This is a genomic window from Paenibacillus sp. GQ49 (genome assembly GCF_059759055.1).
In genome coordinates this window covers 42,179-57,976 of the sequence record NZ_JCAXEL010000011.1, presented here as the reverse complement: position 1 = coordinate 57,976, position 15,798 = coordinate 42,179, and the positions used below count along the sequence as shown (strand labels likewise).

Genomic DNA, 15,798 nt, shown 5'->3' with positions numbered 1-15,798 from the left:
CGAGCGAATGAATATACACATCCGATGATAACTGGGGGGATAGAACATGTTTGCCAAAACGATTCGCAAGGACCATTACGGCTACTACTTCATTGCTCCGTTTTTTATTATTTTCACCACTTTTGGGCTGTATCCCATTTTATATTCCCTCTACATCAGTTTCACCAACTTTGATGGGATCACAACACCTGATTTTGTAGGGATCGGTAACTACGTTGCCGTACTACAAGACCCGTTGTTCTACAAAACCTTGTTTAATACGTTATTCATCTGGGGCGTATCTGTAGTTCCACAGCTCACAATCTCACTTGTGTTGGCTTTTATCCTGAATGATAAGCTACTCAAAGGACGGGACTTTTTCAGAGCCGTATACTTTTTTCCCAACATCGTTACGGCGGCATCACTTGGATTGCTTGTCAGCCTGATTTTTGACTGGCAGTCTGGCGGACTGAATCATTTTTTGGTGCAGACCGGCATAATACAGGATCCAATTAACTGGAAAAATGATCCCTGGTTTATGCGTCTGATTGTATCATCCATTTTGTTTTTTCAATACTTCGGCTATTCCATGGTCATCTACCTTGCAGGTCTTCAGGGCATTGATCCTTCATTGCTGGAAGCTGCCCAAATGGATGGCGCGAAAAAGAAACATATTTTCATTCATATTATCGTGCCGATGCTCCGTCCAATTATTCTGTTTCAGATGATTACATCCATTATTGGTGGCATCCAGATTTTCGATCAGCCATTTACACTAACCAACGGCAATGGCGGTCCTGACCGGGCAGCCATGACGAGCATTATGTATCTCTATAATGTAGCATTTCAGAGCACACGATTTGGTTACGGTGCTGCCATCGCATTTTGCCTGTTTATTATCATCATATTGTTGTCCGTTGCATCCTTCATCATGACCAAGCGGAAGAGCCGTTCATAGGGAGGGGAGTTCTTATGCAAACTGCAAAATCAGTTGAACAACCAAATGCGGCGATTCAGCAATATGCCAATACAAGGGGGCTGACGGCAGGCAAAATCATCATCTATCTGTTGCTGACAGGTCTTGCCGTGCTCTGCATTATTCCATTTTATCTGATGCTCATCTACTCCACACATAACAATGCAACGATTGCTTCAACGTTCACCTTTCTTCCCGGATCATTCTTGATTGATAACTATATGAACATGGTATCCAAAATCAACATATGGCGTGGGTTTGCCAACAGCATATTTATTGCCGGAACATCGACCGTACTGTCTCTGTATATTGGGGCCTTAACTGCGTATGGATTTGCCAAATTTAAATTCAAAGGACGAAACGGGTTGTTCCTGTTTCTGTTAGCAACCATGATGGTACCGGGTCAACTGGCTTTGATTGGCGTATATCGACTATTCAGCATGATGGGACTTCTGGATAGTTATGCCGCAATTATTTTGCCTGCTGCGGCTAACGCGTTTAATGTATTTTTTATCAAACAGTTCATGGAGAGCAGCATCCCGGATGAGATTATTGAATCTGCTCGGGTGGACAGTGCCGGTGAGTTCCGGACGTTCAATCAGATTGTACTGCCTATTCTGGGGCCGGCAATCGCCGCCCTTGGCATATTCACGTTTATCGGATCATGGAATAATTTCCTGACACCGCTGGTACTATTTTTCTCCCTGGATAAATATCCGCTTCCGGTATTGGTTGCGCTAGTGCAGGGGTACTATGGAATGGATTATGGGCTCTTGTATTTGGGTGTAGCGATCTCAATCCTGCCTATTATCATTGTATTCTCTATATTTTCCAAACAGATTATTGGGAGTGTTGCTTTGGGTGCTGTGAAAGGATAGTTTACAAATAGTAAATAGAGAATTGCAATGAGCAAGATCTCCGGATTCATAGGGAATGAATAGCGTTTTATATCATCAGGGCCGCCCAAGAGGGCGGTTCTTTTGCTATTCAATATTTTGCGTATATATCCCAACTTATAAGTAAAGGATACCTTTAACTGAGAATATCTGGACGGAGCGTTTACGGAAAGGGGAGGCGTCATGGACACATCAACGATAACACAACAGGACCTGCCATTAACCGGAAATCTTGCTATTGATCAAGAAATGTTACGCTCCGTTTTTGCGGGTTGCTCGGACGTTGTATTTCATACATTCCAAACCGCGTGTCTTACATCAGCATTATGCGTATATTGTGTTGGTGTATGCGATACGGAGCGACTGGAACGCCAGGTACTAACGCCCCTTCAGGAAACGGGGATCGAAGCTGCGCAAGTTCCTCTAGCTTCTGTTAAGCATGTTGAAACGACCACTCAAGCAGTACAGGCCATATTTGAAGGAGAAGCTCTGTTACTACTGGATGGTTCAATAGGAGGAACTACATACCCTCTATACCAAGCTGCAAATCGTTCAACGGAAGAACCGTTAGCTGAATCGACCGTGCGTGGTGCACGGGATGGGTTCACAGAATCGTTGACCATGAATATGTCATTACTGCGCAAACGTCTCAAGACACCTGCACTGAAGATTCATACACGTAACATGGGAGATCGTACAAACACCAGTATTTCACTTGTATACATGGAGGGGATTATTGATCCCAAACTTGTAAAGGAAGTGGAGACACGACTTGGCGATTTAAAGCTCCAGGACGTACTGGAGAGTCAATACATTGAAGAAGGCATTATCGATGAGCGATATTCACCATTTCCACAGATGATTGCGACGGAGCGCCCGGATGTCGTTGTTTCCAACTTGCTGGAAGGTCGATTTGCTATTCTCGTTGACGGAACGCCATTTACCCTTATCGCGCCAGTAACCATTTTTTCCATGTTACAATCCCCTGAAGATTATTATCAAAATGTGTTCATGAGTGTTTTTGTACGCTGGCTGCGATACATTTTTTTTGTTTTATCCATGCTGCTTCCATCGGCTTATGTAGCCATAACGACGTTTCATCAAGAGATGGTTCCTACCGTATTACTTCTCAGTATTGCGCGGGCGAGAGAAGAGATCCCATTCCCTGCACTGGTGGAAGCACTCATTATGGAAATTGCTTTTGAAGCACTGCGGGAGGCTGGCGTCCGATTGCCGAAACAGGTGGGGTCAGCGGTCAGTATCGTGGGAGCATTAATTATTGGGCAAGCGGCGACGACTGCAGGTATTGTGTCAGCTCCCATGATTATCATTGTTGCGATTACCGGTATCGCCTCGTTCATGATCCCTCGCTATGCTGCCAGTATAGCAACCCGACTGCTACGTTTTCCCATGATGTTTCTGGCAGGAACGCTGGGACTCACAGGTGTCATGTTGGGCGTCATTTTGGTTGTCATTCATTTGAGTAGTCTTCGTTCATTTGGAACACCTTATCTGTCACCTGTAGCCCCCACGATGAGCAAGGAACTCAAGGATGTATGGTGGCGACCAGCACCAAGGAACAAACCGGATTAGGACAATCTATACTCAAGCAATCAAGGGAGCGGGATTACACATGTTAACTGACAAAGGGAAAATATCGGTGACTCAATTGGCCTTTATGGTCTTTCCCGCCATTTTCGCGACGGCTATCCTGTCTGTGCCGGGAATTACAATGCATTATGCAGGACATGACATGTGGATGACTCCAATTATAGGTTCTATCGTTGGTTTGGCTGCCATTGGTATTTCCGTTGGACTTGATCGTCTGTACCCTGGAAAAACCCTCATACAATCCAGTGTGTTGATTGCAGGTCGGATTCCGGGTAAGTTACTCGGTCTGATCTATATCGCTTTCTTACCTCACCTGACGGGCTTGATTATTCGGGAATACGGTGAATTCATTGTCAATAATGCACTTCCACGTACACCTTTGTTTGTGGTGATGGGTACGATGGTTGTTGTATGTGCGATTAATGTCAGACTCGGGATCGAAGTTGTTGGACGAACCTCTCAGGTGTTTGTCACCCTGCTGATCGTGCTGCTGGCTTTGATCTTTATATTGTTGATTGGTGAACTGAATCCTGCCGAGCTGTTTCCTTTCATGGAGAAGGGTCCAATTCCCATTATTACGGGGGCTGCTGCACCTGCTGCATGGTTTAGTGAATATATCGTGCTGGCTTTTCTGCTACCTTATGTGAATGAAAAAAAACGAATAACCCGGGTCATGCTGGGTTCCCTTGTATTTACGACAACTGCAATGACAGTTACCAATCTGTTTTGCCTGTTTTTAATTGGTGATTTGACGGATACATTTGTATTTCCGGTCATGATCGCAGCAAGATACATAACTATTGCGGACTTTCTGCAGCATATCGAATCCCTTATTATTGCCATCTGGATTTTCGGTATTTTTGTTAAAATTTCCGTCTTTCTATATATCTTTGCTACATCAACCGCAGAATGGTTTGGTTTGCGGGACTACAAACCTGTGGTTGGTCCACTTTCGTTCCTGTGCATGGTATTTGCTTATTGGGTTGTGTCCGGTGGATCCGGTATTTCCAGTTTGGTTAGCGCTTCAGCCAACTTGTATACGATCAGCATTTTATTAATCCTTCCGGCTATGATCTACGGTGTCGCATGGCTGAAGAAAGGGTGGGCACATTTTCGGAAGAATCGAGCGAACACCTGATTGATGGGGGAGGAGCACTTGCGAATATTTAGAGTACTACTAATGCCAATATTGTGTTGTGTGCTTTTAAGTGGATGCTGGGATCGTATCGAGATTAACGATTTGGCTATCGTGCTGGCTACAGGGATAGATTATGAAGATGGTAAAGTACAATTGACTTCACAGATTTTCATTCCGCGGAAGGCGAGTGCAGGAGATAGCAGTGGGAGTGGAGGCAGTCCAAGCGGGGTTACAATGATTCGAACAGCGGAAGGAAGTACAATTGCCGAGGCATTGAATCGGTTACAACGTAAAGTTCCCCGGAATATGTTCTGGGGCCACTGCGAAGTTATCATCATTAGTGAGCAAGCCGGCAAACGCGGTATCCGCGAGTATATCGATTTTTTCCTGCGTTACCCTCAGTTCAGGGAGCATGCATATGTTTTTTCCAGCGAAAAGGCTTCGAAAGATATCCTTGCATTGCTTGATCCACTGGAGCGAAGTTCTGCTGAATCGCTGCGTGAGATGGCCAATCTGAAGTTAGGTACACGTGTTACTGCCCTTGAACTGGCTAAATCTATTGAAGGTCCGAGCAGTTCCGCCATTTTGTCTCGCATGTTAATCTTACCTCCGGAGCCCGATCAGGATAAACTGACGACTACGCCATATGTGAAAGGTCTGAGTATGTATAAGAAGGATCGTTATGTCAAGACGATCAAAGAACCACTAAGCGTAGGTGTATTACTACTTGCAAAAGAACTGAACAACATTATTATGCCTGTTGAGATTAAGCCGTTAAAGGGTTCTTTCTCGATAAGACTCATTGAAAATAAAACCTCCTTGAAACCGCGAATTGTAAACCAACAGTGGAGTATGAAGGTCGACATCCAAACCAGGGGAGAAGTGGTGTTAAATACGACAGATGCCAATCTGACGGATCCCGCAGTATTAACAAAACTGGAAAAGGAATGGTCGGCTAAGCTCACATCTTTGGCTCATGATGCTTTAGCCATGTCCCAGAAAGAGCTGCGCTCCGATTTCTTCAAATTCGCAGTTGAATTCCGCAGATTTTATCCGCATCAATGGAAGGCGCAGGAGAAGAACTGGGAAACCATCTATCCTGAATTGGACGTGGAAGTCAAAGTAGATGCACACGTAGAACGTACCGGAAAATCAACAGGACCACAGGGGATACCTGATGAGGACGAAAGTTGAACACAATTGGCTCCTGTTACAAGCCTGAGAATAGAGGTGATTGCATGAAACTAGGCTCAATCCTTGGGATTTTGATGCTGGCGACTGCGATAGTGTATGGAGAGTGGAAGAATAGCAAAGAGAAGCGAGCCAGAGTAGTAAGCGCGGGAATTACCGCAGTGGCGGCAGTACTTGGGATCATTCTTCTCTTTCAGCCCCGTTTGCCTGGTCCTACCCAGTTTGTGAAGCTTATATTTGGAAGTGTGGATAAATTTATGAAGTGAGATGATGGGAAAAAGAAGGACCGTGTCTCTGCGTACCAGAAGCGCGGTCCTTCTTTTATTTAAGTGAGCTGTATCCAGTCAGAATGTTTACTCTTTAATAACAGAAGCGTTCACGGCATCTTCCATCTTTGTATTGTAGGAACGGAACAGACCCAGACGCCAGAACGCGGCTCCTTTGAGGTTATAACGTTTGGCGAGACCGAGCTTATCATCAACAGAGGACGGCGTTTCACTGCTCAGACTGATACCGAGCAGAAGTTTGTTCTTTGGGACACCGACCTGTATGGCTAATTGGATCGCCTGATCCACAAGACTATTTGGCTCAGGTACCTGAGATTTGGTGCCAACCGGATTATACTGATAGGCCATAATGATAAGATCATCTGCAATAGAGGCGAGTGTTTTGTAATCATAACCTTTATATGCACTATTTAGCGGCGGTACCGCCAGAGATAAAGCTGTGTCCTGGGGCAAGGAACTCTTTAATTGTTTCACGTAAGCATTGAGCAGCTTCTGTTGTTCTACCGCATCCAGTTTAAAGCCCAGTCCTTCAAAATCCAGAATAACTCCGCCAAAACCATGCTCTGCTACAGCAGCAGTTATACCTTCAATCGATTTCTGCCGCAGACTGCTGTCGCTCAGAACTTTGGTTAGTTCGCCGTTTCCATCCAATGCATACACCATGAGCTGTGGTTGGATCTGTTGATCTGATGCGTCAGCAACGATGGACTGCGGTGTAATATCACCTGCAGCAGCAGGGAGACGATACTCATCCCCTTGGAGCGTGAACTGACCTTCACGATCAATGCGGCTCCAGCCAAAGGCCACGGAATTCATGGAAGTAATAAGGTCCTTTTCTTGAAAGGATTGCAATGCATAGAAGGCTCTCAGGTGCATCTCGCGTTGTTGGGAGACAAGGGAGACCGTCTTGGTTGCTGGATTCCAGCTTACTTGTACACCGAATTGGTTACTGAACGAACTTAGTGGAATAAGTACGCGGCCCTCCCGCTGAACGGGTGCTGCTGCGAGTGTAACTTTTTTTCCATTTACGGTCGCTGTGGTGCTGCCAACTTGTAATAGTACCTCGGTAGTTTGTCCTTTCACCGTGTTCGTCGCTTTTACAGTTTGTGATTTGCTGTTCCAGGTAATATCAATACCTAGGGCTTCACCGACTGTCCGAAACGGAACGTAAGTGACACCTCTATCAATACGTGGAGCTGCATCAAATGTCAGGGGAACATCATCCAATTGAACTGAGATGGCCGGGGCAGCATAGGCTCCACCGATATTGGGGGTACTTCCAAGGATAGAGAGAGCAATTACAGTAACCGCAGCGATTTTTCCTGCTCTTTTAATAAGCATCATTTGTGTCCTCCAACTCTGTACATAATAGTAGAATTATATTTTGAACAGAATCTAGTAATCTAACATATGTAGCATAACAAAATTTTCATATTGTTCCAATCCTGTCCGTGTTGGTCCCGAGAATTTTGATGGATTTGTGGTCTCTGATTAATAGCTCTCTCTAAAAATAGTTATGTTAATCGTAAAAACACCCCCATACCTCTAATCTACGGGAAACCGATTAGAGGTATGGGGGTGTACGTGTTTTTTTAATCTGAAACGACATATCCGTCGAAACTCTCGGGTCCCACCCGAGTAGTACCGAGCAGGTTTGTACTGATAAATGCGGTATAGGTTAATTGGGGCATGGGCGGTGGGTTATAGTCAGTGGAAGAGAAGACAATCACTTCAGGGTTAAGCAGACCATTCAGACCATATGTGTAGTTTCCCGAGTAAACTATTGGATCGGTTGCGAATGTTCCTCTTACAACAGTAATCCTCACTATAAAAAGTGCACGCGGCAATTGCACCGTGATGGTTCCTTTTAATGATACTCTTAGATTGGTTCCGGCTCCAGCGGTGATGAGACCAATCTGGCCGAATAATTGTGGCGTAAAAATCACTGGAATCGATATGGAGATAGAATTAAACAAGGCGGCATTTTGCGATGATCTTGCATCCAGAAATTGAGTCAACGTATATACCTCCTATCTGTTTCAGATAGAATAATATATTCACTATTTAGATATTCGTATGGACGTTGGGTGAAGCGCTGGAAATATTAAAGACAAACCGACTGCCCATAGGACTGGACTCTTTAAGCCATACAACGCCACCCATTAATTCAGCGAGTTGTTTACAGATGGACAAGCCCAGCCCCGCTCCGCCATACTTTCCTGAATTACCATGAATCTGGGAATAGGATTTGAACAACAGATCCTGACGATCCTGCGGGATGCCGATGCCTGTATCCTTTATTTCGTAGGATGCATGGAGAGTACCTTTTGTATCAGCAGATACCTCGGTAGAGATGCATACTTCACCTTTCTCCGTAAACTTAAGCGCATTTCCAACGAGATTGATTAGAATCTGACGAACTTTGTGCTGATCGCCCATAAGCATCAGATGATCAGTAATATTATATTCTGCGTACAACTTAATTCCTTTTTTCTGTGCTTCAGAAGAGAATAATTGTAATACATGTTCAACTGTTTCAGTGACACTATAGGGCTTGATCTCCAGAGAGATCGCACCAGCTTCTGCTTTGGAATAGTCCAGAATTTGATCCATCATCGACAGAAGGCTGGTGCCACTTGACTCAATGACATTAACATATAACGATTGATCCTCATTCAGTCTGGTCGATTGCAAGAGATTGGCCATGGCAAGAACACCATTCATTGGCGTCCGGATTTCGTGGCTGAGAACGGCGAGCAGATTTTTCTTTTCTTCAAGCACTTTTGCAGCGGTCTCTTCCGCCTGTTTTAACTGTTGCAGAGTTGTTTCCATCTCAAGAAGACTCGTGAAAAATGAAGATAAGGAGAGTAATAAATCCACGTCCTTTTGTTGATAGGAATAGAAATCCTGATCAAATGAGCAAAGGGAGCCGTAAATTTCTCCGTTCTCATTATGTATAGGCACACCGACAAATGAGCAGCCACCTACGAATTCAGTTGCGTCCATATGTCTGGTTAATGGATGAGTCAGATTATTATTGATCACCAACGGACCTTGGGTATGTTCTGTCACAAGTGCACAGTATGACTCGGCGTTATCAACGACCAGCCCTTCACCCAGGATTAGTTTGTCGCGATTATATACGTTCAGAACTTTGGTGGATAGATGATCCAACTGGGCAATACAAAACGTATTTGCAGGAATTAATCTGCTTGCCGTGTCCATAACGTTAGCAGCCGAATCATATAATTTATGTGAGACAATGGATAGTACATCAATGAATTCTGTTTTTAACATATTGATCTGACTCCTCCTGATTGTAGAAATTCGTTGTGCACTGTATTCAGTATATATGAATTCGAAGAATCGATCATGTATGGTTTTGACAGTGGAAGACGGAAATGAGAAAATATAATGCTGTGGAACATGTATATATTAATAAAGTTTTGGAGGCAAATCAATGAATCAGCGTTTTCGAATTACCCGATCCATGCAAGAAAGCAATGCGGAACAATCCATCTCGCTGGAAGAGTGCAAACTTTACTTTGAATCCCAACCCGATTTTACCTATTCACCGGTTCTTAACATTGTAGGAGCTGAAAGCACCATGACCATCGAGGGGGACTTTTTTATGTGGGACCTTGAGGGTGCACAGATTGCTTTTCGTTTGTACATGGGGGATCTGTATGTAGCTATTTCTAACGAAGCAATTGTACCCAAAATGGTCGAGATTGCAACGGATCTACGTGCAGATATCGTTGAAGGATAAGAAGTAGAGAACTAGAGTTTGATAAAATGTAATGATGTTAGTGGTAGTCTACTTTAGACATTCCTGTAAAAATGAGACTAAAGATTCATTTATATTCCATATGTTAGATTGTAATATATGGAATATAAAACATTTTACAGGAGGGTGAATGAAGTGAAAAAGACCAAATTAATACTTGTTGTATTCATGAGTATGATCCTTGCCTTATCGGTACCTGGAATAGGATCGAGTACAAAGGCTTCTGCAGCTACGGCGCGTACACCTATTGTATTGGTACATGGATTGACCGGTTCAGATAGCAATTTTACAGCAATTGAGAGTTATTTGCGTAGCCAAGGGTGGACAAGAGACGAACTATTCGCGATTGACCTTCCTAGCAAACAAGGAAACCAGCTTTTGAACTCCGCAGCAATTAGTCGATTCGTAGATGATGTTCTAAACCAAACGGGTCATACGAAAGTGAATATTATAGCTCATAGCATGGGTGGTGCTAATAGTCTCTATTACATACTTAACCGTGGAGGCGCTTCCAAAGTGGACAAGTTGATTACCCTTGGCGGGGCTAATCGATTGACCACAACGACAGCTCCGAGTGGAATAAAGGTGACTTCGATCTATTCCACCAGTGACACGATTGTGTCCCCGGTACTTTCCCGCTTGAACGGGGCGAACAACGTTTCGGTTTCCCTCGTATCCCATATCGGTCTGCTGTTTAACTCACGGGTGAATGCCCTGATCAAAACTGCATTGAATGAGTAGCTGAACCTACAAAATGTGCATTCTTTCATAATATTCTGAATGATTGACTTGAACACGACTGACCATTCATGGTTAGTCGTGTTTTCGTATTACCCGGAAATGGCTCGCTGAGGTAAGTTTCAAAAATAGGTACATCCATTCTATAATTAGAAATCAGAATAAAAATGGAACAAGTTAAAGGAGTCTGTATACATGCAACCTCAACCGAATGATCGGATTAAAGTTCATCCAGGCTTTTGGGCTGGATTACATCAATTAGGGATTGGTGCTGATGACATCGCTCGTACAGCACAACTATCTCTTGAGACAATAAATAAACCTGTAGTGACCCAATCTCAGTACTTTGCAATCTGGCAGGCCTACTCTGATCTTATTGGGGACACTGCCGAAGGCATCATCAAACTTGCAACCGGATATGAAATATCGAAGTATCCTCCGCCTGTACTGGCGATGTATCATGCTCGTGATTATCGTGATGCGTTGAATCGCATGGTGCGTTACAAGCAAATGTGTCCTCCCGAAAGTTTGCAGATTACCGAAGCAGGGGAGGAATGTATCATTGAACTCGAATGGTTACATAAGGGTCAACAAGGTCCGCCACTACTGGTCGGTATTACGCTGGCATTTCTAATCGAACTTGGACGGAGGGGCACAGGACAGCCTTTGACTGCAAAACGGGTTGAGTTCTCCCAACCGATGGGTGACGTAGCCACCCTTGAGGCTTACTTCGGCTGCCGAGTCGATACGAATTCCAACTATAATCGGTTGACGCTGGGACGGAAAGATCTGAGTCTTCCATTTCTATCGTATAACGAGGAGTTACTGGAGATTCTGACCCCGGCACTGGATCGGTCGCTGGACGAACAAGAGAGCAATCGTTCCATTACTGAAGTGGTCAAATGGATCATGAAACGCAGCCTCACAGGAAAGCGCCCTGACATCCAGACGGTCGCCAAAGAGCTTCGCATGAGTGATCGTACTTTGCAGCGGCGACTGACGGAGGAGAACACAAACTTCAAGCAATTATTAACCGAGGCCAGACGTGAGCAGGCCCGAGAGTACCTTGCAGATCCTTCGCTTGATATCAAAGAAGTGGCATTTCTGGTTGGATATGAAGACCAGAATTCGTTCTATCGTGCGTTCCGAAATTGGGAAGGGGATACACCTTCCAATTGGCGTGTAAGGCAATAACTCTGGCGCAAAGTGCTAGTTACTAGACCCTTCAGACTGCGTAATATTATATCTATCCGGTGCTGACGGATAGTTGTAATCATGAAGGAGAAATGCAGGATGGATATGGGACTAAAAGAGAAAACAGCCTTAGTTACAGGATCAACAAAAGGAATCGGTAAAGCAATAGCTTTTGAACTCGCTCGAGAAGGTGTTCACGTTCTGATTAATGGACGCAATGATGAAGAGGTGGAACAAACCGTTCGCGAAATCAAGTCCACTTTTCCGGAGACCTCTCCGCAAAAGGTTACCGCTGATCTTGTGGATCTGGCGCAACGCCAAGTTTTATTCGAGAAATTTCCTGAAGTTGATATATTAATCAATAACATGGGGATATATGAAATCATGAGTTATGAAGACATAAATGATGAAGTGTGGGAGAAATATTTCCGTACTAATGTGTTGGCTGCCAATGGCTTGTCCCAATTTTATTTACCTAAAATGGCGAAGAACAATGACGGGCGTATTATTTTCATCGCAAGTGAAGAAGCCCTTATGCCTTCAGGCCAGATGCCCCAGTATTGCATGACCAAGTCAATGCTGCTGTCATTATCCAAAAGTTTGTCCAAACTGACAGCAGGGACCAAGGTTACGATCAATACGATCCTGCCAGGTCCAACACTGTCCGAAAACGTACAAAAAATCATTGAGGGCATATATCCTGATGAGACGTTGACTTTCGAGGAAAAAGAGAAAGATTTTATGAAGAGTAATCTGCCACAGTCCGAATTACAGCGATTCATCAAGCCAAGTGAAATAGGCAGAGTCGCTGCATTTGTATGCAGCCCATATGCTTCAGCCTTCAGAGGCTCTCCCATCCGGATGGACGGGGGCATGATTCCCACCATATTTTGAAATTGTTCAGGATACAGGATAGGTATCCATAAGATGTCGCCAGCATTGGCGACTTTTTTATTTGTAAATGATCTATGCGAGGGCGTCAATCGAGTTTATAATACAGGTATGATTTTCGAAAACGGTTTCTGTCCATTGGAAGCGATTACTTTTTATCGATTATATGACTCTAAAAGGGGACACTATCATGATAGCAGCAATAAATCTGGAAGGCCTATGGAAACTCCAACTCGATGAACATAAGGTGGAACGTGGTCTGAATTTCTCAGACGTTATTACATTGCCAAATACTACATCTCATGCGGCCAAGGGCAAGAAAAACGAGAATGTGTTAATCGGTGCGCTGACGGATGAGTACTTATTTGAGGGTTATGCCTGGTTTTCACGAGAGATTGAAATTCCCGAACACTTGGCTGGAAAATGTTGCTTTTTGCATCTGGAACGAACACGAGTAACCACAGTTTGGATCGATGGCATTGAAATGGGAACACAAAACAGTCTGAACACACCTCACCGTTACGAGATTGAGGCAGGGCTAACCGCTGGGACTCATACAATTACCATTCGAGTGGACAATACCAATTATCCAACCAAAGGTGGTCACCTTACATCCGAAGACACACAGACGAATTGGAACGGCATCACCGGGAAATTGGAACTTCAATTTTTCGAGCGTGTTTTTCTGGATAATGTTCAGGTCTATCCAGATCTTGCGACTCGATCTTTTGAGATCAAGGCAGCACTTGTTGGTGACCTGCAAGAAGTACGAATCGTGGTTTCGGCTGTTGCAGTCAGTGCAGATCCGGTATATACGACCGAGGAACAAATTTTCGTCCCGGATTCGCAGGAAATCCAGCTGACGTACCAGATTGGCGAAGATGTGATGTTATGGAGTGATGATGAACCTAACCTGTATCAACTTCATATTCATCTGCAAGATCAGGACGGCGAAGTGCTGGATTCCACCGAAGTATGGACGGGATTACGGGAATTCCGGGCTGCTGGAGACAAATTCACCATTAATGGTCGCAAAACGTTTCTTCGAGGCAAACATGACGGGCTGATCTTTCCGCTCACGGGATACGCGCCAACAGATGTGGATGAATGGGTTCGTATTCTCGCTATCTCCAAGTCCTACGGTATCAATCACTACCGTTTCCATACCTGTTGTCCTCCGGAGGCTGCTTTTATTGCAGCGGATCTGCTCGGCATCTACATGGAACCTGAACTTCCGTTCTGGGGAACCATTACGGATGAATCATCGGATGGGCATAATCAAGCAGAGCAGGATTACTTGATTAGCGAAGGATTTGCGATGCTGCGTGCTTTTGGTAATCATCCTTCGTTTGTCATGATGTCCATGGGGAATGAACTATGGGGAAGCAAGGACAGATTGAATTCGATCCTGAAGGCATACAAAGCATATGATCATCGTCATCTATACACCGAAGGTTCGAATAACTTTCAGTTTGTGCCGGACATTCTGGAGGAAAGTGAATTCTTCTGCGGGGTTCGTTTCTCCAAAGAGCGCCTGTTCAGAGGTTCATATGCGATGTGTGATGCTCCGCTCGGTCACGTGCAGACCGACCTGCCAAATACATTGAAAGATTACGATTTAAACATTGTACCTGAGCAAGGCAGCGATGCTGACCCTTCTGGTCAGACTGGGGACAAAGAGATTCAGATTCAGTATGGGACAGGTTCCAAAACAGTGCAGGCCGAAGCTGGAAGTGACCAACTTGTCTCACACGTACCAATCATTTCGCATGAAATTGGACAGTACGCCACGTTTCCCAATTTCGAGGAGATCAACAAGTATACGGGTTCTCTCAAAGCCAAGAATTTCGAAGTGTTTCGAGAGCGTCTGAATGCCAAAGGACTGGGACATCTGGCGGAAGCATACTTCAGAGCCTCTGGTAAACTCGCCGTCGCATGTTACAAGGAAGAACTGGAAGCTGCTTTTCGTTCGCAGCAACTAGCCGGGTTCCAGCTGCTGGATCTCCAGGATTTCAGTGGTCAGGGAACAGCGCTGGTGGGTGTACTGGACGCATTCATGGATTCCAAAGGCATGATTACACCTGAGGAGTGGAGAACGTTTTGTTCCGACGCTGTGTTGTTGGCGAGATTCCCCAAATATAATTATCAAGCGGGTGAATTGTTCGAAGCACGCATTGAACTAAGTTACTTTCGGAGACAAGCATTGGATGGACTTCAATTGAAGTGGGAAATTCAAAGCGAGCAGATCGAAGGAAGCTTCCTATTGGAAGGGAAAGCAGACCTGCCAGCGACCCATGGAGAACATTATGTGAATGTCGCGGATCTCAGCATTTGCATTCCTGAAGTCTCCAATATGACCAAAGTGGAGCTTAGACTGTCCATTCCGGGTACGGATATCCGTAAGTCTTACGACCTGTGGATCTACCCGAGTCAGGAGGAAGTGGACCTGACCGGTTTGAATCTATTTACCGAACTCTCGGAACAGGCGTTGGCGCTGCTTGAGCAGGGCGAGGATATTTTACTTTTCCCGAATCCCAATCAGCTTCAACACGCGATCCAAGGTTTCTATAGCACCGATTTCTGGTCTTACCCTATGTTCCGATCCATCTCGGAGAATATGAAAAGAGAAGTTCCTGTGGGCACAATGGGCTTGTTAATTCAACAGGATCATCCGGCCTTCGAACATTTTGTCACAGAGGAGCACTCGACCTATCCGTGGTGGAGCATCGTGTCCGAGTCGTCATCGATCATCTTGGATGAGTTGGATAAAGACTTGAATCCGATCGTGCAGACCATTGACAATTTTGAGCGAAACCACAAGCTCGGCCTGTTGATGGAGTGTCGGGTCCGGAAGGGGAGAGTGCTGATGGGAGCACTGAATCTGGAGCGTCTGATGACTACATTGGAGGGCAGACAGTTGTTATACAGCTTCCAGCGTTATGTACAAAGTTCCGCTTACCAGCCAGTTGCACGTCTGGAAGTAGAGGAACTTCGCAAGTTGTTTAACTAAGATGTAGGGAGAAGAAGTGTCAGGTTTCCCTTCATTATGCCAATGAGCCCCTTCCGCGAATGGAAGGGGCTATAAGACATGCAGATTGAATCGGTTCAAT

Annotated in this window: 14 protein-coding genes; 11 read left to right on the top strand and 3 right to left on the bottom strand. The window is 44.8% G+C overall.

Translation table 11 applies throughout. The annotated features are described in order from the left end of the window. Window positions 1-46 precede the first annotated feature (46 nt). The 6 genes from AC6CIF_RS19135 (at window position 47) to AC6CIF_RS19110 (ending at window position 6,057) form a co-directional block, all read left to right on the top strand. Window positions 47-937 (top strand): carbohydrate ABC transporter permease, encoded by an 891-nt coding sequence (locus AC6CIF_RS19135; RefSeq protein ID WP_036608160.1) that lies wholly within the window; start codon window positions 47-49, stop codon window positions 935-937. A gap of 14 nt (window positions 938-951) precedes the next feature. Beyond that, entirely contained in the window at window positions 952-1,833 is an 882-nt protein-coding gene (locus AC6CIF_RS19130; protein ID WP_083684212.1) for a carbohydrate ABC transporter permease, read from the top strand. Between the two features lie 201 nt (window positions 1,834-2,034). Further along, the gene (locus AC6CIF_RS19125) at window positions 2,035-3,444 is read left to right on the top strand and encodes a spore germination protein (RefSeq protein ID WP_498201140.1); all 1,410 of its coding nucleotides are present in this window, start codon (window positions 2,035-2,037) and stop codon (window positions 3,442-3,444) included. Between the two features lie 40 nt (window positions 3,445-3,484). Next, entirely contained in the window at window positions 3,485-4,600 is a 1,116-nt protein-coding gene (locus tag AC6CIF_RS19120; protein ID WP_076211934.1) for a GerAB/ArcD/ProY family transporter, read from the top strand. A gap of 18 nt (window positions 4,601-4,618) precedes the next feature. Next, window positions 4,619-5,794: a Ger(x)C family spore germination protein gene (locus AC6CIF_RS19115; protein WP_498201138.1), complete on the top strand. Its 1,176-nt coding sequence runs from the start codon at window positions 4,619-4,621 to the stop codon at window positions 5,792-5,794. Window positions 5,795-5,838: 44 nt separating this feature from the next. Then, a complete protein-coding gene (locus AC6CIF_RS19110; RefSeq protein WP_498201136.1) occupies window positions 5,839-6,057 on the top strand; it encodes a hypothetical protein in 219 nt (72 codons plus the stop codon). Between the two features lie 87 nt (window positions 6,058-6,144). On the opposite strand, the gene AC6CIF_RS19105 is transcribed toward AC6CIF_RS19110, so the two are convergent. The 3 genes from AC6CIF_RS19105 to AC6CIF_RS19095 form a co-directional block, all read right to left on the bottom strand. After that, window positions 6,145-7,422 (bottom strand): stalk domain-containing protein, encoded by a 1,278-nt coding sequence (locus AC6CIF_RS19105; RefSeq protein WP_498201134.1) that lies wholly within the window; start codon window positions 7,420-7,422, stop codon window positions 6,145-6,147. A gap of 248 nt (window positions 7,423-7,670) precedes the next feature. Next, the gene (locus AC6CIF_RS19100) at window positions 7,671-8,096 is read right to left on the bottom strand and encodes a hypothetical protein (protein WP_498201132.1); all 426 of its coding nucleotides are present in this window, start codon (window positions 8,094-8,096) and stop codon (window positions 7,671-7,673) included. A 46-nt stretch (window positions 8,097-8,142) separates the two neighbouring features. Further along, on the bottom strand, window positions 8,143-9,375 hold the full coding sequence (locus AC6CIF_RS19095; protein ID WP_498201130.1) for a GAF domain-containing sensor histidine kinase: 1,233 nt from the start codon (window positions 9,373-9,375) through the stop codon (window positions 8,143-8,145). 163 nt (window positions 9,376-9,538) lie between these two features. Here AC6CIF_RS19095 and AC6CIF_RS19090 point away from each other — a divergent pair, with 163 nt between their 5' ends. From AC6CIF_RS19090 to AC6CIF_RS19070, 5 genes are all read left to right on the top strand, one after another. Beyond that, entirely contained in the window at window positions 9,539-9,847 is a 309-nt protein-coding gene (locus AC6CIF_RS19090; RefSeq protein WP_498201128.1) for a hypothetical protein, read from the top strand. A 186-nt stretch (window positions 9,848-10,033) separates the two neighbouring features. Then, entirely contained in the window at window positions 10,034-10,606 is a 573-nt protein-coding gene (locus AC6CIF_RS19085) for an esterase/lipase family protein (protein WP_165980272.1), read from the top strand. Window positions 10,607-10,798: 192 nt separating this feature from the next. Continuing rightward, entirely contained in the window at window positions 10,799-11,797 is a 999-nt protein-coding gene (locus tag AC6CIF_RS19080; protein WP_498201126.1) for an AraC family transcriptional regulator, read from the top strand. Between the two features lie 99 nt (window positions 11,798-11,896). Beyond that, window positions 11,897-12,691, top strand: a complete 795-nt coding sequence (locus AC6CIF_RS19075; protein WP_498201124.1) for an SDR family NAD(P)-dependent oxidoreductase — start codon at window positions 11,897-11,899, stop codon at window positions 12,689-12,691. 187 nt (window positions 12,692-12,878) lie between these two features. Next, entirely contained in the window at window positions 12,879-15,698 is a 2,820-nt protein-coding gene (locus AC6CIF_RS19070; RefSeq protein WP_498201122.1) for a DUF8487 domain-containing protein, read from the top strand. Window positions 15,699-15,798: the final 100 nt, after the last annotated feature.